20 protein-coding genes are annotated in these 17,626 nt (G+C 69.6%); 7 read left to right on the top strand and 13 right to left on the bottom strand.

All coding sequences use genetic code 11. The features are described from left to right. Positions 1-108: 108 nt before the first annotated feature. The 13 genes from RHOOR87_RS0101635 to RHOOR87_RS0101695 all read right to left on the bottom strand — a co-directional run bounded on the left by RHOOR87_RS0101635 (position 109) and on the right by RHOOR87_RS0101695 (position 11,556). The gene (locus RHOOR87_RS0101635; RefSeq protein WP_015447409.1) at positions 109-1,101 is read right to left on the bottom strand and encodes a PIG-L family deacetylase; all 993 of its coding nucleotides are present in this window, start codon (positions 1,099-1,101) and stop codon (positions 109-111) included. Beyond that, positions 1,092-2,027, bottom strand: a complete 936-nt coding sequence (holB, locus tag RHOOR87_RS0101640; protein ID WP_015447408.1) for a DNA polymerase III subunit delta' — start codon at positions 2,025-2,027, stop codon at positions 1,092-1,094. Before holB ends, RHOOR87_RS0101635 begins: the two co-directional genes overlap by 10 nt. Continuing rightward, entirely contained in the window at positions 2,024-2,665 is a 642-nt protein-coding gene (tmk, locus tag RHOOR87_RS0101645; RefSeq protein WP_015447407.1) for a dTMP kinase, read from the bottom strand. The genes holB and tmk overlap by 4 nt, the downstream gene beginning before the upstream one ends. After that, positions 2,662-3,699 (bottom strand): endolytic transglycosylase MltG, encoded by a 1,038-nt coding sequence (mltG, locus tag RHOOR87_RS0101650; RefSeq protein ID WP_007513183.1) that lies wholly within the window; start codon positions 3,697-3,699, stop codon positions 2,662-2,664. Before mltG ends, tmk begins: the two co-directional genes overlap by 4 nt. After that, positions 3,696-4,523 carry an aminodeoxychorismate lyase gene (pabC, locus tag RHOOR87_RS0101655; RefSeq protein WP_027484030.1) on the bottom strand — a complete coding sequence of 276 codons (828 nt, stop codon included), beginning with the start codon at positions 4,521-4,523 and terminating at the stop codon, positions 3,696-3,698. Before pabC ends, mltG begins: the two co-directional genes overlap by 4 nt. Beyond that, a complete protein-coding gene (locus RHOOR87_RS0101660) occupies positions 4,520-5,869 on the bottom strand; it encodes an aminodeoxychorismate synthase component I (RefSeq protein ID WP_027484031.1) in 1,350 nt (449 codons plus the stop codon). The genes pabC and RHOOR87_RS0101660 overlap by 4 nt, the downstream gene beginning before the upstream one ends. A gap of 14 nt (positions 5,870-5,883) precedes the next feature. After that, positions 5,884-7,122, bottom strand: coding sequence for a beta-ketoacyl-ACP synthase II (gene fabF, locus RHOOR87_RS0101665; RefSeq protein ID WP_007513180.1), 1,239 nt, complete (start codon positions 7,120-7,122; stop codon positions 5,884-5,886). 238 nt (positions 7,123-7,360) lie between these two features. Then, complete coding sequence (acpP, locus tag RHOOR87_RS0101670) at positions 7,361-7,600, bottom strand: acyl carrier protein (protein ID WP_007513179.1); 240 nt, start codon at positions 7,598-7,600, stop codon at positions 7,361-7,363. Between the two features lie 196 nt (positions 7,601-7,796). Next, a complete protein-coding gene (gene fabG / locus RHOOR87_RS0101675) occupies positions 7,797-8,540 on the bottom strand; it encodes a 3-oxoacyl-ACP reductase FabG (RefSeq protein WP_027484032.1) in 744 nt (247 codons plus the stop codon). Positions 8,541-8,575: 35 nt separating this feature from the next. Then, on the bottom strand, positions 8,576-9,523 hold the full coding sequence (fabD, locus tag RHOOR87_RS0101680; RefSeq protein WP_015447403.1) for an ACP S-malonyltransferase: 948 nt from the start codon (positions 9,521-9,523) through the stop codon (positions 8,576-8,578). A 145-nt stretch (positions 9,524-9,668) separates the two neighbouring features. Then, the gene (locus RHOOR87_RS0101685; RefSeq protein ID WP_007513173.1) at positions 9,669-10,643 is read right to left on the bottom strand and encodes a beta-ketoacyl-ACP synthase III; all 975 of its coding nucleotides are present in this window, start codon (positions 10,641-10,643) and stop codon (positions 9,669-9,671) included. Positions 10,644-10,804: 161 nt separating this feature from the next. Further along, positions 10,805-10,999: a 50S ribosomal protein L32 gene (rpmF, locus tag RHOOR87_RS0101690; protein ID WP_015447402.1), complete on the bottom strand. Its 195-nt coding sequence runs from the start codon at positions 10,997-10,999 to the stop codon at positions 10,805-10,807. An 83-nt stretch (positions 11,000-11,082) separates the two neighbouring features. Next, positions 11,083-11,556 carry a YceD family protein gene (locus RHOOR87_RS0101695; RefSeq protein ID WP_027484033.1) on the bottom strand — a complete coding sequence of 158 codons (474 nt, stop codon included), beginning with the start codon at positions 11,554-11,556 and terminating at the stop codon, positions 11,083-11,085. Between the two features lie 172 nt (positions 11,557-11,728). Here RHOOR87_RS0101695 and RHOOR87_RS0101700 point away from each other — a divergent pair, with 172 nt between their 5' ends. The 7 genes from RHOOR87_RS0101700 to RHOOR87_RS19685 all read left to right on the top strand — a co-directional run. Beyond that, positions 11,729-12,184 (top strand): hypothetical protein, encoded by a 456-nt coding sequence (locus RHOOR87_RS0101700; protein ID WP_007513166.1) that lies wholly within the window; start codon positions 11,729-11,731, stop codon positions 12,182-12,184. Beyond that, positions 12,181-12,777, top strand: a complete 597-nt coding sequence (locus RHOOR87_RS0101705) for a Maf family protein (RefSeq protein WP_015447400.1) — start codon at positions 12,181-12,183, stop codon at positions 12,775-12,777. Before RHOOR87_RS0101700 ends, RHOOR87_RS0101705 begins: the two co-directional genes overlap by 4 nt. Before the next feature lie 52 nt (positions 12,778-12,829). Further along, positions 12,830-13,771 carry an AAA family ATPase gene (locus tag RHOOR87_RS0101710; protein ID WP_007513161.1) on the top strand — a complete coding sequence of 314 codons (942 nt, stop codon included), beginning with the start codon at positions 12,830-12,832 and terminating at the stop codon, positions 13,769-13,771. After that, the gene (locus RHOOR87_RS0101715; RefSeq protein WP_015447399.1) at positions 13,771-14,724 is read left to right on the top strand and encodes a DUF58 domain-containing protein; all 954 of its coding nucleotides are present in this window, start codon (positions 13,771-13,773) and stop codon (positions 14,722-14,724) included. The genes RHOOR87_RS0101710 and RHOOR87_RS0101715 overlap by 1 nt, the downstream gene beginning before the upstream one ends. After that, positions 14,721-16,703 carry a DUF3488 and transglutaminase-like domain-containing protein gene (locus RHOOR87_RS0101720; RefSeq protein WP_015447398.1) on the top strand — a complete coding sequence of 661 codons (1,983 nt, stop codon included), beginning with the start codon at positions 14,721-14,723 and terminating at the stop codon, positions 16,701-16,703. The genes RHOOR87_RS0101715 and RHOOR87_RS0101720 overlap by 4 nt, the downstream gene beginning before the upstream one ends. A 48-nt stretch (positions 16,704-16,751) precedes the next feature. After that, entirely contained in the window at positions 16,752-17,333 is a 582-nt protein-coding gene (locus RHOOR87_RS0101725) for a Slp family lipoprotein (protein ID WP_015447397.1), read from the top strand. A 79-nt stretch (positions 17,334-17,412) separates the two neighbouring features. Beyond that, positions 17,413-17,626, top strand: a 214-nt coding sequence (locus RHOOR87_RS19685; protein WP_027484034.1) for a transposase domain-containing protein, incomplete at its 3' end; no start/stop codon positions are given.

Consider the following 17,626-nt stretch of genomic DNA (forward strand, 5'->3'; position numbering starts at 1 on the left):
TGATTCGGACGAGTCGTCGATCAGTGTGGATGCGCTCGGGCGATTGCCGAACGAAACACGGCGACGGCCCGTGCCGCACCCAGTCCCCCCGGCGCGAAACTAGCCCGGTCAAACCGCCTGCGCAAGAGCCGGATCGGCACAGCCGGACAGTTCGCACCAGCCCCAGTGGTCGAAAATCCAGGGCGACCGCACGGTCAGCGCCAGGCGCACGAAACACGGCCCCGTGCCGATCCCCGCCGGCACCGCCAGGCGGAAGCTGCCGCTGCGGTCGCACCGCAACGGGGCATCACGCCAGCGCCAGCTGCGCGCGCCGGCCGCACCAACCACGCTGAGCCGCAGCCACGGCCGCAGCCAGCGGGGTGGTTGCCAAGGCAACGCGGGCAGCAGCGTCGGCAACCCGGCATGGCACTCGGGGCGGGCGGCCAGGCGCAGCAGGCGCCTGCCGCTCAGCGCCATCTGGCTGCGATGTGCGGCCAGCGCCGCGCGCTTGCCCGCCGACTGCTGCGCCGTGCCGTGGATCTCGACAACCTTGCCGTCGCCGCCGCGACCATGCACCAGATAATTCAACAATGGCGGCGGATCGGCCTGTTCCGCCAGCGCCAGCCGTGTCAGCACATGCGCCGCGGCGTGATCGGGGTGGCGGTCGGCCAGCGCCGGTGCCACCACCAGGCTGGGGCCGAACTGGCCGATCGCCGCCACCAGCGCCGATACCGAGGCGCCGCACGACTGCAGCAGTTGGTCGGTGAGGCCGAGATCCGGCCAGCCCAGCGACTGCAACGCCGACGCCGGCATGCCCAGGCACGCCAGCGCCTGCAGCATCTCCGCGTGGCGACGGTGCCCCCAGCGCAGCCGGTCGGCGCGGTCGATACGCACACGCCGTTCCAGCCAGCGCTGCGGCCACGGGTTGTTGTCGCCTTCGGTCAGCAACAGGATCCGCACCGCGCCGCCGGCCGCCCGCACCTGCTGGATCAGCAGCCCGGTCGCGATGGTCTCGTCATCCGGATGCGGCGCCACCACCAGCAAGCGGGTCTGCGCGGAAAATGCCGGCAATCCGTTCGCCGCAGCCGACGGTGCGCAGGCGCCGGTTCTGCTCACCGCCACTGCGCCAGCAGTTCCAGCAGCAGCAGGTCGGCGCGCAACGGGCCGCGCAGACCCTCGCGGGTGCGATTGGCCGCGTCGTACCAGTGACCGAGCGCCTCGACGTCCATCGCGCTGGCCAGCGGCCCCGCGCCTTGCGCCGAGCGCGCCTTGATCTCGTCGGCAGCGGCCTGGGCGGCAAACCACAGTCGCTGTGCCGGTTCGCTGTCCAGCCAGCGCCTGACCACTTCGGTCGGCTGGCCGCGGCCGGCGGCCAGCGCGGCCAGATCCCGGCGAACTTCCTGCCGCCGCTCCAGCGCGCCTTCCCCGGCCCAGGCCTTGGCCAGGCCGGGATTGCCGCCAGCCGCGGCGAGTGCGCCCGCCGCATCGCGCACGCCTTCGGCCTGCAGCCAGGCCAGCGCATCGGCGGTGGCGGGCAGCTGGAACTCGATCCGCTGGCAGCGGCTGCGAATGGTCTGCGGCAGACGCCACGGCGCATCGGCCAGCAGGATCAGCATGGTCTGCGCGGCCGGCTCCTCCAGTGTCTTCAGCAGCGCATTGGCGGCGGCGGGATTCATCGCGTCGGCGGGGTCGATGAGCGCCACCTGCCAGCCGCCGAACTGGCTGGCCATGGCCAGCCGCGCCGACAGCTCGCGGATCTGGTCGACCACGATCTCGCTGCGCTGCACGCCGTCCTTGCGCAGCCCGAAGCCGAGCGTCACGACGTCCGGGTGCGAGCCGGCGGCCAGCAGCAGGCAACTGCGGCAATGCCCGCAGGCGTCGCCATCCACCGGTTCGGTGCACAGCAGTCCCTGCACGAAGCGCTGCGCGAACGCGCGCTTGCCCAGGCCGGCGGCACCGCACAGCAGCAAGGCGTGCGGCAGCGCATCGCGCTGGCGGCGCGCCTGCAGCCGCGTCCAGTGTTCGGCATGCCAGGGCAATCCGTTCATGCCTGCGCTTCTCCAAGCAGTGCCGCCAGCGCCTGCGTCGCGGCGCGCAGGACGGCAGCAGGCGACTGGCTGGCGTCGATCACCCGGAAACGCTGCGGCTCGGCCGCGGCGCGCTCGCGATAACTCGCGCGCACCCGTTCGAAAAATGCATCGGCCTCGACCTCGATGCGGTCTGCGTCGCCGCGGCCGGCGGCGCGCGCACGGCCGGTCGCCACCGGCAGATCGAGCAGCAAGGTCAGGTCGGGCTTCACGCCGTCACAGGCCCAGCGCTCCAGCTCCGCGATGCGCGGCGCCGGCTGGCCGCGGCCGCCGCCCTGGTAGGCATAGCTGGCGTCGGCAAAACGATCGCACAGCACCCACTGGCCCGTGCTCAAGGCCGGCTCGATCACTTCGCGCACCAGCTGGGCGCGCGAGGCGAACATCAGCAGCAATTCGGTCTCGGCAGCCAGTCCATGCAGGGCCGGATCGAGCACGATCGCGCGCACCGCTTCGCCCACGGCGGTGCCGCCGGGCTCGCGCGTCTGCACCAGCGCGATGCCGTGCCGTTCGATGTGCTCGCGCAGGCCGGCCAGCAAGGTGCTCTTGCCGGCGCCCTCGCCGCCTTCGAGGCTGATGAATTTCCCGCGCGGGGCCGTCATCGGCAACGCTTCCGCTGGTAGCAGTCGACGTTGCGATTGTGTTCCTCCAGCGTGCGGGCGAACACGTGGCCGCCGTCGCCACGCGCCACGAAGTACAGCGCATCGCCGGCGGCCGGGTGCAAGGCGGCCGCCAGCGCCGGCCTGCCCGGCAACGCGATCGGCGTCGGTGGCAGGCCGGCGCGGGTATAGGTGTTGTACGGCGTGTCCGCGGTGAGATCGCTCTTGCGGATGTTGCCGGCGTAGCTCGCGCCCATGCCGTAGATCACGCTGGGGTCGGTCTGCAGCAGCATGTGGTTCTGCAGGCGCCGCACGAACACGCCGGCGATCTGTGCGCGCTCGTTCGGTCGGCCGGTTTCCTTCTCCACGATCGAAGCCAGGATCAGCGCCTCGTACGGCGAGGCCAGCGGCAAGCCCTGCGCGCGTCCCGCCCACAGTTCATCGAGCGTCTTCGCCATTGCGGCATGCGCGCGCCTGAGGATGTCCAGGTCGCCGTCGCCCTTCACGTAGGCGTAGGTCTCGGGCAGGAAACGGCCTTCCGGCGCTTCGCCGCCGGCACCGATCTTCCGCATGATCGCGGCATCGTCCAGCGCGGCGCTGTCGTGGTTCAACTTCTCGGCCCTGGCCAGCGCCTGGCGCAGTTCGGCGAAGGTCCAGCCGTCGACGATGGTGAAATTGCGCTGCAACACCCGGCCGGCGGCCATGTTCGCCAGCAGCTGGCGTGGGGTGATGCCGGGTTCCAGCGCGTATTCGCCGGCATGCAGCTTGCCGGCCACGTGCATCTGCTCGGCCAGCAGGCGCCAGTACCACGGGTTGGCGGTGCTGAATCCGCGCTGGCGCAATTCGACGACGATGGCCTTGAAGCTGCTGCCGCGGCCGACGTCGATGCTGTCGCCCTGCGCCGCCACGTTCAGCGGCGCGCTGCCGAAGCGGGCGTAGTCGTTCCAGCCGTAGACCAGCACGCCGGCCACCGCCAGCAGCATGATCAGCAACAGTCGCCGTGGCCATGCGCGCCTGCGCACCGGTTGGTCGCTCATCCGCCCTGCTCCATCGAAAACCCCAGGTCGCGCCAATGCTGCTGCAAGCGACGGGTCGTCGTCCCCGGCGCATAGCTGCGGCCATCCAGCGAACGCACCGGCACAATGCCGCGCACGCTCGAACTCAGGAACACCTCGCCGGCACCCAGCAACGTATCCAGCGCCAGCTCGCCGACCCGCACCTGCGGACAGGCTGCCAGCACCTCGGCGCGCGCCACCCCGGCCACGCCGCAACGGTCCAGCGCCGGGGTCAGCCATTGGCCGTCGACCAGCGCGAACAGATTGGCCATGGTCGCCGAAATCACCCGCCCGTGGCTATCGAGCAACAGACCTTCGGCAATCGCCGGATCGTTCCATTCGGCGCGTGCGAGCACCTGCTCCAGCCGGTTCAGGTGCTTGATGCCGGCCAGCAGCGGCTGCTCCGCCAGGCGGATGCTGCACACGCGCATGCGCACGCCTTGCGCATAGACCTCGGCGGCGACCGGCGGCGGCGCGAACGCGGCGACCACTCGCGTCGGTTGCGGCGCGGCTGGCAGGGCGTAGCCGCGTTCGCCCGGGCCGCGGGTAACGGTGATGCGCAGTACCGCGGCCGGCATGTCGCGACTGACTTCCAGCGCCTCGCGCCACAGCTGCGCCGGATCGGGCGCCGGGATGCGCAGGCGCGCGCAGCCTTCGGCCAGTCGCTGCATGTGCCGCGGCCACAGTGGCGCGATCGCACCGACGAAACGGATGCTCTCGAACAGGCCGTCGCCATAGGCCAGGCCGCGATCCAGCACCGATACCTGTGCCGTCGCCACGCCGTTGACCCGCATGCGCGCCGTCATGAGTCCGGCACTCCCAGCGCACGCAGCAGTCCGCGCGCCTTGGCGCGGGTCTCGTCCAGTTCGCTGGTGGCGACCGAATCGGCCACGATGCCGGCACCGGCACGCAGGCTCACTTCATCGCCGGCCAAGGTCAGGGTGCGGATCAGGATGTTCAAGTCGAGCTCACCGTTGCGGTCGAGATAACCCAGCGCGCCGGTGTAAGCGCCACGCGGCGCGTCTTCCAGCGCGGCAATGATTTCCATGCAGCGCACCTTCGGACAGCCGGTGATGGTGCCGCCGGGAAACGTGGCGGCGATCACCTCACCCGGCGTCACCCCGGCGCGCAGGCGCCCGCGTACATTGGAGACGATGTGGTGAACGTGGGCGTAACTCTCCACCGCCATCAGCTCGTCGACCTCGACCGTGCCTGGCACGCAGACGCGGCCGAGGTCGTTGCGTTCCAGGTCGATCAGCATCACGTGCTCGGCGCGTTCCTTGGGATGCGCGCTCAGCTCGCGGATGCGCGCCGTGTCGTCGTCGCCGGGCAACCGGGGACGCGTGCCGGCGATCGGCCGGGTCTGCGCCACGCCACCGCGCACCTCGACCAGCCGCTCCGGCGAGGAACTCGCCACCGCCCAACCCGGCTGTTGCAGCAGGCCGGCGAACGGCGCCGGGTTGGCCCGGCGCAGCACCGCGTACAGCGAGGCCGGCACGGGCGGCTGTGCAAAATGCGCGCGCCAGGCACGTGACAGGTTCACCTGGAAGATGTCGCCGGCATGCAGGTGTTCGTGGATGCGCACCACGCCGTCGAGGAACTGCTGCGGCGCGTCTTCGTCCCAGTCGCGCAATGCCGGCAGCGGCGGCATCGACGGTACGGCCGCGAGATCGGCTTCCAGCGCATCGAGCAGATGTTCGCAGCCGGCCTCGGCGACCAGGATCGTGCAATTGCGCACATGATCGACGATCACCGCGGCCGGACAGCGCACCGCCAGCGCCAGCGGCAGCGTCGACGGCGGTCGCAGTTTCAGTGTCGGCTCGATCTCGCCGGCCAGTTCGTAGGCCAGCAACAGCACCCAGCCGCCGTGGAACGGCAACCCGTCGCTTTCCGGCGGCAATCGCTCGGCCTGCCAGGCAGCGTCCAGCGCATCGAGGAAGCGCCCTTCGCGCACCACACCTGCATCATCGCGCAGGCCGCCGTCGGCATGCAGGCTCATTCGCTCGCGCGGGAACGCGAACAGGATGTCGTGGCGCGACTGCGCGGTGCCATGCACCACGCTTTCCAGCAGACAGGGATAGCGCCCGGGACATGCAGCGGCCGGCGCGAGCAGGTCGCGCCGGCCGTCCAGGATACGGCGATGGCAGGTCACGCCCGATCGATCGGTCAGACGCGACGGAACGCCAGCGTACCGTTGGTGCCGCCGAAACCGAACGAGTTGGAGATCGCCACCTCGACCTTTGCCTCGCGCGCGGTGTTCGGCACGAAGTCGAGGTCGCAGCCTTCGCCGGGCTCGTCCAGGTTGATCGTCGGCGGCAGCACCTGGTCGCGCAGCGCCAGGATGCTGAAGATCGCCTCGACGCCGCCGGCCGCACCGAGCAGGTGGCCAGTGGTGGACTTGGTCGAGCTCATCGCCAGCTTGTACGCGTGGTCGCCGAACACCTTCTTCGCCGCCATCACCTCGCCCAGGTCGCCCAGTGGCGTGGAGGTGCCGTGCGCATTGACGTACTGCACGTCGGCCGGATTGAGGCCGGCATCGTTCAACGCGGTCTGGATGCAGCGTGCTGCGCCTTCGCCGCCCTCGCTCGGCGCGGTCATGTGGAACGCGTCGCCACTCATGCCGAAGCCGACCAGCTCGGCGTAGATGCGCGCGCCGCGGGCCTTGGCGTGCTCGTACTCCTCCAGCATCAGCACGCCGGCGCCGTCGGACAGCACGAAGCCGTCGCGGTCCTTGTCCCACGGGCGGCTGGCCCGGGTCGGCTCGTCATTGCGGGTGGACATCGCCTTGGCCGAGCAGAAGCCGGCCATCGCGGTGCCGGTGGTGGCGAACTCGGCGCCGCCGGCGATCATCGCGTCGGCATCGCCGTACTGGATCATCCGCGCGGCCAGGCCGATGTTGTGCGCGCCGGTGGTGCAGGCGGTGACGCAGGCGATGTTCGGGCCTTTCAGGCCGAACATGATGGAGAGCTGGCCCGAGACCATGTTGATGATCGAGCTGGGCACGTAGAACGGCGAGACCCGGCGCGGACCCTTCGCCGCCAGCTCCAGCGTGGTCGCTTCGATCGTGTACAGGCCGCCGATGCCGGCGCCGACCGCCACGCCGATGCGCGGCGCGTTGGCCTCGGTCACTTCCAGCCCGGAATCACGCAGGGCCTGGGTGCCCGCCGCCACGCCGTAGTGGATGAACGGGTCCATCTTCTTGACGTCCTTGAGCGGCATCCACTCGGCCGGATCGAAGCCGCTGACCTGGCCGGCGATGCGCGTGGAATAAGCGGAGGTATCGAAGTGGGTGACCGGGCCGATGCCGCTGGCGCCCTTGAGCACACGATCCCAGGCGCTGGCGATGTCGTTGCCGACCGGCGAGATGATGCCCATGCCGGTCACTACCACACGTCGCTTGCTCATGCTGATGTTCCTTACGTGATTGCGTGGATCTGCCGCTGCCGGCAGCCGTCCCGCGCGGGGAGCGGAGACGTCGTCCGGTCGTGCCTGGCGGGCATCCCGCTCACCATACGGGGTCGGACGTTGCAAATTGCAGAAACGAAAACTGCGCCAAGATGGCGCAGCGTTCGGTGCCGCCGCAAAGGCAGATCGACCTGCGCGAGGCAGGCCGGCCGATCGGCGGCGATCAATTCCGTGGCGATCAATCCTTGGAGTGGGCCTTGATGTAATCGACGGCCTGCTGCACGGTGGTGATCTTTTCGGCGTCCTCGTCGGGAATCTCGGTCTCGAATTCTTCCTCGAGCGCCATCACCAGCTCCACCGTGTCCAGCGAATCTGCGCCCAGATCGTCCACGAACGAAGCGTTCGCCGTGACTTCATCTTCCTTCACGCCGAGCTGCTCGACGACGATTTTCTTGACGCGCTCTTCGATGGTGCTCATGTTGCCCATACCTCTCAAGGGAGTAATTGATTGTCTGTGCCGGCGCGAGGCCCGCGAAAGGCCGGCGCATTGTAGTGGCTAAACCGCGTGGCCGCCACGATTGGCCGGTGACGAGGAGGCGAGCCTCCCGTGACCGGCGCGAAAACGCGATTGTCGCCTAAAACGAAGCCGCTGGCGACAACCGCGTCTCCCGTTGCTACGGCATGTACATGCCGCCATTGACGTGCAGGGTTTCCCCGGTGATGTAGGCGGCCGCCGGCGAGGCCAGGAAACCCACCGCCTTGGCGATGTCCACCGCCTCGCCGAGCCGGCCCAGCGCGATCTGGCCGAGCAGCGCCTGCTTCGACTCCTCCGGCAGCGCGCGGGTCATGTCGGTGTCGATGAAGCCGGGCGCCACCACGTTGACGGTGATCCCGCGGCTGCCGATCTCGCGCGCCAGTGACTTGGAGAACGCGATGATGCCGGCCTTCGCCGCGGCGTAGTTGGACTGCCCCGGATTGCCGGTGAGCCCGATCACCGAGGCGATCGAGATGATGCGGCCCTTGCGCGCCTTCATCATGCCGCGCAGCACCGCCTTGGAAGTGCGGTAGACCGAGGTGAGGTTGGTGTCGAGGATCGTCTGCCAGTCCTCGTCCTTCATCCGCAGCAGCAACTGGTCGCGGGTGATGCCGGCGTTGTTGACCAGGATCGAGACCGCGCCAAATTCCTTCGCGATACCGTCGATCAGCCCCTCGACCGCGGCGCCGTCGGTGACGTTCAGCACGCGGCCGTGGCCGCCGCGCGCGGCCAGCCGCACGCCGATCGCGGCGGCGCCACCTTCGCTGGTGGCGGTGCCGATCACGGTGGCACCCAGCGCCGCCAGTTCGTCCGCGATCGCCGCGCCGATGCCGCGGCTGGCGCCGGTGACCAGCGCGATTTCGCCTTGCAGTGGTTTGCTCATGGGAAGCGTTCCTTCGGGAATCGGAAAATCGGGGCTCACGCCCATTCGGCGCGGGCGGCGTCGAGTTCGGCCGGAGCGCCGATCGCGCGCGCCTCGATGCTCTTGTCGATGCGCTTGATCAGGCCGGCAAGCACCTTGCCCGGGCCGCACTCGGCGATGCGTGCGGCGCCGCCGACGGCCAGCGCCTGCACACATTCGGTCCAGCGCACCGGCAGATACAGCTGGCGCTGCAGCGCGCCGCGGATCCCGTCCAGCGTGGCGTAACTTTTAGCCTCGGCGTTCTGGATCACCGGGATCGACGGCAACTGCCAGTCGATCGCGGCCATCCGCTCGCCCAGCCGGTCGGCGGCTCCGCGCATCAGCATGCAGTGCGAGGGCACCGACACGGCCAGCCTGATCGCCTTCTTCACGCCCAGTTCGGCCAGCCGGGCCAGCGCGCGGTCGACTGCCTCGGCGTTGCCGGCGATCACCAGTTGACCCGGCGAATTGAAGTTGGCCGGCGCCACCACCTGGCCCTGCGCCGCGTCTTCGCACACCTGCGCGATCTGCGCGTCGTCGCCGCCCAGGATTGCCGCCATCGCGCCCGTGCCGGCCGGCACCGCGGCCTGCATCAGCCGACCACGCTCGGCCACCAGCGCTGCCGCGTCGTGCAGCGACAACGCGCCGGCGCAGACCAGCGCGCTGTACTCGCCCAGGCTGTGGCCGGACAACTGCGCCGGCTGCGCGCCGCCCAGCTTCTGCCACACGCGCCATACCGCCACACTGGCGGCCAGCAGCGCCGGCTGGGTGTGCTCGGTGCGGTTGAGCTGATCTTCCGGGCCGTGCGCGCTCAGCTTCCACAGATCGATGCCGGCGCCCTGCGAGGCTTCCTCGAAGGTGGCCCGCACCTCGGCATGCGCCGCGTCCAGCTCGGCCAGCATGCCGACCGACTGCGAACCCTGGCCGGGGAAAACGAAAGCGAGCGAAGCGGAAACGGAACTCATGAGATGGGCGGACCCCGTCGACGAAAACCGCCATGGTGCCAGCATTGCCGCCCATACGCAGCTGTATTCAATGTTTTTCGCGATGCAAAACACGATGCCGCCCGGGCGGGCGGCATCGTGGAGGACGACTCGAAACGGCGGTGGCTCAGTAGCGCAGCAGCGCCGAGGCCCAGGTGAAGCCGCCGCCGAACGCCTCCAGCAGCAGGTTCTGGCCACGCTGCGCCTTGCCCGAGCGCACCGCATAGTCCAGCGCCAGTGGCACCGAGCCAGACGAGGTGTTGGCGTGCTTGTCGACCGTCACGATGACGCGCTCCATCGACATGTTCAGCCGCTTTGCAGTCGCCTCGATGATGCGCAGGTTGGCCTGATGCGGAATCAGCCAGTCCACCTGCGACTCGTCCATGCCGGCGGCCTGCAGGGTCTCGCCGACCAGCGAGTCGAGCGTCTTCACCGCAACCTTGAACACCTCGCGGCCGGCCATGCGGATGCGCACGCCGTGGCCCGGCTCGTCCTTGAAGCCGGCCGACACGCCGACCGGGTTGTACAGCAGTTCCTTGTAGCCGCCGTCGGCATGCAGGCAGGTGGCGTAGATGCCCGGTTCGCTGGAGGCTTCCAGCACCACCGCGCCGGCGCCATCGCCGAACAGCACGCAGGTCTCGCGCTCGTTCCAGTCGACCATCCGGGTCAGCGTCTCGGCGCCGATCACCAGCGCCTTCTTCGACTGTCCGCTCTTGATGAACTTGTCGGCCACGCCGAGCGCGTAGACGAAGCCCGAGCAGGCCGCGTTGACGTCGAACGCGGCGCAGCCGTTCGCACCGAGGCGATGCTGCACCAGGCAGGCGGTGGACGGGAAGATGATGTCCGGCGTGGTCGTGCCGAGCACGATCAGGTCGAGTTCGGACGCCTTGACGCCGGCCGTCTCCAGCGCCTGCTGCGCGGCACGAAAAGCCAGGTCGCCGGTGGTCTCGCCCTCGGCCGCGATGTGCCGCTGGCGGATGCCGGTACGGGTGCGGATCCATTCGTCACTGGTGTCGACGATCTTTTCCAGATCGGCGTTGGTTACCACGCGCTCCGGCAGTGCACTGCCGGTGGCGATGATGCGGGAATAGATCTGGGCCATTCAGCTGTCCATCAACGTAAACGCAGGATTGAACGCCTTGGGCAGCGCCAACGCAACCGCCCGATGCGACATACGGAGGTATCCATCAACGCAAAACGGCGCGTTGCCGCGCCGTCTCGCCTGACCGGAATCCGGGAACCCCGCGGGGTCCGGAAAACCGATCAATCCTCGACCGACACCGCGCCCTTGGTCTCGATCACCTTCTTGCCGCGGTAGTAGCCGTCCTTGGTGACGTGGTGACGCTGATGCACCTCGCCGCTGGTCGGATCGGTGGACAGCTGCACGGTCTGCAGCGCGTCGTGCGCACGACGCATGCCGCGGGTGGACGGGGTACGGCGGCTCTTGGCAACTGCCATGGTAGTTCTCCAACTGAAACTCGATGATTGAAACCAGGTTGATCTGTTGCGTCGTGCCCGGGTCGAATGATCCGGGCCGACGGTTACTTCTTCAGTTCGCGCAACACCGCGAACGGACTTTCGGCACGCCCCTCGCCGGCAGGATCCGGCTCGTGGCCTGTCACGTCGTCGGGCAGGCTGCCGTCCGGGTTGAGCGGGACCAGCGGCAGTGCCAGCAGCAATTCGTCTTCTATCACATCCGCCGGATTCAGCCGGCCATCCTCGGCCACCAGCAGCGGCTCGCAATCCGGCGGCAAGCCAGCCTCGTCGCGTTCCTGGCGGATCAGGCCGAGCCGCGTATCCACCGCAACCGGCAGCATGAACGGCTCCAGCGTGCGTTGGCAGACCAGCGCCAGCGATGCCCGCACGCGAACGTCGACGTAGCTGATGCCCAACTCGTCACGACCGAAATCCAGCTCGTACTGCAGCAGTCCATCGGTGCCCGCCAACACCCCGCCCAGGCGGGACAGGGTCGCGATGGGTAGCGTTCCTTCGAACGAACGCCGCGCCGAGACCATGCGCCAAGCGTCCACGGACTCTGGCAGTGTCACGGACATAATCGCGAAATGTTAGGTTCGAAGCGGCGCGAAGTCAACCGACACGGCCTCATCCCATTCCCTCCGCCGCTGATTTTGCCTGATCCGGCCCCGATGGGGCAGACTGAACATCCCCTCGCCCGAGCCCTCGCCCTTGAACTCCTATCTGACGCTCGGTGCCGCCGTATTGCTGGCGCTGCTGATTGCCTTGGTGGCCGCGGCGCTGCTACTGCGTCGGCGCCAGACACGGCGCGGCAGCAGCCTCAAGACCCTGCTCGACCTCGCCGACCGGCTGGAAACCGACCTGAAGACCTGCCGCAGCGGCCTGCGGCAGGCTCATGCGGTGATGTCGCTCAACCCCGATCTGCCGGCCGCCAGCGAACAGGATGCGCAGCATGCGATCGACGCCGGCCTGCGCGCGCTGCTGCAGCAGCGCCTGTGGATTCGCGACCGCTCCCCGCGCGCCAGCCAGCATGAGCTGGACGAGGCCGCCGCCTCGATGCGCAGCACCCGCGACCGCCTGCAGCCGCTGCTGAAGGCCCTCGACCAGGCCCAGACCGACCTCGACAGCGCGATGCGCGAACACCTCCGGCGCGAATCGGACACATGATCGCGCCCCGCTCCACGCCCCGCATCGTGCTGGGGTCGACCTCGCACTACCGCGCTGAACTGCTGCGCCGGCTGCTCCCGGATTTCGAACAGGCCGCACCCGGCACCGACGAGACCCCGCTGCCGGACGAGCCTCCCGCGGCTCGCGCCCTGCGCCTGGCGATCGCCAAAGCCGCGGCGGTCGCGCGGGACTACCCGGACGCGCTGGTGATCGGCTCCGACCAGGTCGCCGCGCTCGACGGCGTGGTCCTCGACAAGCCCGGCAGCGCCGAACGCGCCCGCACCCAGCTCGCCGCCAGCTCCGGCCGCGAGGTACATTTCCATACCGCACTGTGCCTGCTCGATACCCGCGACGGCCGCCGGCACACCCATGTCGACCACACCCGCGTGCACTTCCGCGAACTGGACGCGGCGGCGATCGCCCGCTACGTCGAACGCGAACAGCCGCTGGACTGCGCCGGGAGCTTCAAGTGCGAGGGCCTCGGCATCAGCCTGTTCAAGGCGATCGACAACCGCGACCCCAGCGCGCTGATCGGCCTGCCGCTGATCGCGCTGGCGCAACTGCTGCGCGCGGCGGGCGTCGAGTTGCCCTGAAGCGGCCGCTACACTGCCTCCAGCCCCCCGCCTTCGCAAGGAACGGAGCTTCATGTCCGCATTGACCCAGCCCCACGACGAATCCCTGCAACAGCGACTGGACGCGGCGATGGCCCAAGTCAACCGCGTGCTGCTGGGCAAGCCGCGCCAGGTGAAGCTCGCCTTCACCTGCCTGATCGCCGGCGGCCACCTGCTGCTGGAAGACGTGCCCGGCGTGGGCAAGACCACCCTGGCGCACGCGCTGGCGGCCACCTTCGCGCTGGAGTTCCAGCGCGTGCAGTTCACCAGCGACCTGCTGCCCTCGGACATCATCGGGGTCAGCGTGTACGAGCGCGAGACCGGCCAGTTCCGCTTCCACCCCGGCCCGATCTTCACCGGCCTGCTGCTGGCCGACGAGATCAACCGCGCCAGCCCGAAGACGCAGAGCGCGCTGCTGGAAGCAATGGCCGAAGGCCAGGTCACCGTGGACGGCCAGACGCATGCGCTGGCGCAGCCGTTCTTCGTGGTGGCCACGCAGAATCCGCTGGATCTCAACGGCACCTTCCCGCTGCCCGACTCGCAGCTCGACCGCTTCATGCTGCGGCTGTCGCTGGACTACCCGGATGCCACCGCCGAGCGCGCCCTGCTCACCGGCAGCGACCGCCGTGACCTGCTGGCCCAGTTGATGCCGCAACTCGACGGCGCGGCGTTGCTGGCGCTGCACCGGCAGGCGCAGGCGATCACCGCCAGCACCGCCCTGCTCGACTACCTGCAGGCGCTGCTCGCCGCCAGCCGGCGCCATGCCGACATCCGCGTGGGCCTGTCGCCGCGCGCCGGCCTGGCCCTGCTCGCCGCGGCGCGCGCGTGGGCGCTGCTCAGCGGCCGCGGCCACGTGCTGCCGGAAGACATCCAGGCGCTGTTCGTGCCGCTGGCCGCGCATCGCCTGCTGCCGACGCGCGGCGCCAACGGCGACACGCTGGCGCGGCAGCTGCTGGCCGAGGTGGCGGTGGATTGATGCGCGACCTGCTGCAGCGCCTGCAACGATGGGCCGAGCACCGGCTGCCCGCACTCACCCGCTACCGTCGCCCGGAAAGCCTGCCGATCGAACTGCACCGGCGGCGCATCTACATCGTGCCGACCGGCTTCGGCCTCGGCTTCTCCATGCTGCTGCTGGTGATGCTGGTCGGCGCGCTGAACTACGCGAACAACGCCGGTCTGCTGCTCACCTGCCTGCTCGGCGCGGCCAGCGCGGCCAGCATGCTGGTGGCGTTCCGCAGCCTCGACGGTTTGCGCCTGGGCCACATCCGCGCCGGCCATGCGGTCGCCGGCCAGCCGCTCGAACTCACCTTTACGTTCGACTCCCGGCGTCCGCGCAACGCGATCCGCGTCGATCTCGGCGACAGCACCGTGGCGTTCGCGCTCGATGGCCACGCCAGCACCCTGGTGAAGCTGGCCTTGCCCACTGAACGGCGCGGCTGGCAGCCGCTGCCGCGCCTGCGGGTGTGGAGCACCTGGCCACTGGGCCTGTTCCGCGCATGGAGCTGGCTGCACCCCGAGCAGCCCGTGCTGGTGTGGCCGCGCGGGGAAGCCGCCGGGCCGCCGCCGCAGGCCCGCGCCGACGACGCCCGCCACCTGCGCCTGCACCGCGGTGACGAACTGGCTGCACTACGCGACTACCGCGCCGGCGACCCGCAGCGGCACATCGCCTGGAAGGCCAGTGCCCGCCACGAGAACCTGCTGGTGAAGGACTTCGAACAACCGCAAAGCCATCCACAATGGCAACTCGACTGGCGCCAGCTGGGCGGACTGGACCACGAGGCGCGCATCGCCCGGTTGGCGCGCTGGCTCAACGAGGCCCAGGCCCAGCGCCGCCACTACAGCCTGTGGCTGCCCGGCCACGAGATTCCCGGCGGCAGCGGGCCGCTGCACTACGCGCGCTGCATGAACGCGCTGGCGCAGCTGCCATGACGCCGCGCCCACCCCGGCCGCCGAGCGAGCGGCCAATCGACACCCGCGCGTTCGACCTGCTCAGCCTGACCATGGCCCTGGTGCTGGGCCTGCACTCGCCGCACCTGCCGTGGTGGCTCGGCATCGCACTGGCGCTAATCCTTGGCTGGCGCTGGTGGCAGCGGCGGCAACGGGTCGGCCGGGTGCCGCGCTGGCTCAAGCTGCCGCTGCTGGTCCTGCTGACGCTGGCGGTGATCGTGCAGTACGGCAACATCTTCGGCCGCGAACCCGGGGCGGCGCTGGCGGTCGGCCTGCTGGTCCTGAAGCTGCTGGAAACCGAGGCCGCGCGCGACGTACGCGTGGGCATCAGCTTCGCCTGCTTCGCGCTGATGACCGCGCTGCTGTTCGACCAGGGGCTGGTTGCCACCGTGGTGGTCGCGCTGGGCCTGCTGCCGGCGCTGGCCACTTTGCGCGCGCTGGAACCCGGGCAGCTGCCGACGCCCGGCCTGCCGCGGGCCTTGCTGCCGGCGCTGGCGCTGACCACCGCGGCGCTGCCGCTGGCCCTGCTGGCCTTCCTGCTGGTGCCGCGGCTGAGCTCGCCGCTGTGGGGCGCCCCCGCGCAGGACCAGGCGCGCACCGGCCTCGGCGACAGCATGACGCCGGGCAATTTCACCGACCTGCTCACCGACGACCATCCGGCGATGCGGGTCAGTTTCGACGGCGCGCCGCCGGCGCCGGACCAGCGTTATTTCCGCGCCTACGTGATGTGGAATTTCGACGGCCGCAGCTGGCGCCGGCTCGACCCACGCTACGCCCCGCCGCAGCCACCGGCGCCGCTGGAGGCGGCCGCCTCGATCCGCTACCGGATCAACCTGCAGCCGACCCGGCGCCGCGTGCTGCCGATGCTGGACGTGCCGCTGCAGGCGCCGGCGCAGGCCACCCTGCAAGCCGACCACGAGGTGATGGCCGACAAGCCGGTCAACGACCCGCTCGACTACGCCGCGCGCTCGGCAGTGCGCTACCGGCTGCAACCCGATCTGGACGAGCGCTCGCGCCGGCTCGGCCTGCACCTGCCGGCGGATTTCAACCCGCGCACGCACGCACTGGCCGCGCAATGGCGGCAGCGCTACGGTAGCGACGACGCCGCGATCGTGCAGGCCGCGCTGGATCTGTTCCACGACGGCGGCTTCCGCTACACGCTGGCGCCGGCGCCGCTGGGGCGCGACTCGGTGGACGACTTCCTGTTCGACACCCACGAGGGTTTCTGCGAGCACTACTCGTCGGCGTTCACCGTGCTGATGCGCGCCGCCGGCATCCCAGCGCGGGTGGTCACCGGCTACCAGGGCGGCTACTGGAACAAGCTCGGCGACTACCTGCTGGTGCGCTATTCCGACGCACATGCGTGGAGCGAGGTGTGGCTGGCCGGACGCGGCTGGGTGCGCGTCGACCCCACCGGCGCGGTGCGCCCGGAGCGCGTTTCGTTGGGCGCGGCCGCAGCCGCCGGCGACCAGTTGTCCTGGTACCGCAACGACTGGCTGCAGGGCCTGCGCAATCGCTGGGACATCGTCAACCGCTGGTGGGACCAGGGCGTTATCGGCTTCGATGCGCTGCGCCAGCGCGGCCTGCTGACGCCGTTCGGCATCCGCGATGCCGACACGGCGACGCTCGGCGTGCTGCTGGCGATCAGCAGCGTGCTGTTCATCGCGATCGGGCTGGCGTGGGCATTGTTGCGGCGGCAGCCGCGCGACCCGTTGCGCGGCGCGCTGCGCGAGCTGGAGCGGAAGCTGGCACACAAGGGCATGGCGCGCCGCCCAGCCGAAGGTCCGCAGCATTACCTGAGCCGCGCCGGCCGTGCGCTGCCGGGTCAACGCGACGAACTGGCAAGCCTGATGAGGAGTTACCTGGAACTGCGTTATGCCCATGACGAACCGCCGACTGAACCATTGCGCGCGTTCCAGCGCGCGGTGCGGGATTTCCGTATCGTCAACGTGGTCAAATAAGAGCCGACACGACGGCGCAGGCCGTCACCCCCGTATGGAGAGATCATCATGTCCCTGCATCGCCCATTGACCCTCGCTGCCGCACTCGCCCTGCTGGCTGGGTGTGCGACGATTCCGAAACCGCTGGAAGGCACCTATACCGACGTTTCCACCACCAGCGCCCAGCAAGGCGGCGCGGGTGGCACCCGGGTGCGCTGGGGCGGCGAGATCATCAAGACCGAACCGGGCCCGCAGCAGACCTGCTTCTACCTGCTGTCGCGCCCGCTGGACAGCCAGGCACGCCCGAAAACCGGCAACAGCGGTGAGAACCAGGGCCGCTTCGTCGCCTGCCGCGACGGCTTCTACGACCCGGAAGTGTTCGTGCGCGGCCGCGAGCTGACCGTCACCGGCACGCTGCATGGCACGGTGTCGCAGAAGGTGGGTGAGTTCGACTACGCCTACCCGCGCGTCGAGGCTGACGTGGTCTACCTGTGGCCGAAACGTCCAGTCATCGTCAATTACCCGCCGGGCTTCTATGACCCGTTCTGGGGTCCGGGCTTCGGCCCGTACTGGGGTGGTTATCCCTACGGTTACTATCCGCCCCGCGTGATCGTGGTGCGGCCGCCTCCGCCGCCTCCGCCGAAGAAGTAAGTTCACACGAAAACGCCGGCTTCGAGCCTAATGCCAGTCAGTTAAGGTATTGACGAAGCCGGAACGACCCAAGAGGCTCATGGTTTTCCATGAGCCTCTTGCTTTGATCTCAGCCCTGCAAGCCAACTTTGATGCGGTAGGCGATCTGTCTCCCGNCGCGTTTGATCGTTTCAGCCAGCTCATTCCGGCCGCCTGGATCGAGCAAGCATTGCAAGCGACTGGCACGACGTCACTGCGCCGTCGACGTCTGCCGGCCGAGCGATTGATCTGGCTGGTCATCGGCTTAGCGCTGT

The organism is Rhodanobacter sp. OR87, from assembly GCF_000473345.1.
In the GTDB taxonomy this organism is placed as follows: domain Bacteria; phylum Pseudomonadota; class Gammaproteobacteria; order Xanthomonadales; family Rhodanobacteraceae; genus Rhodanobacter; species Rhodanobacter denitrificans.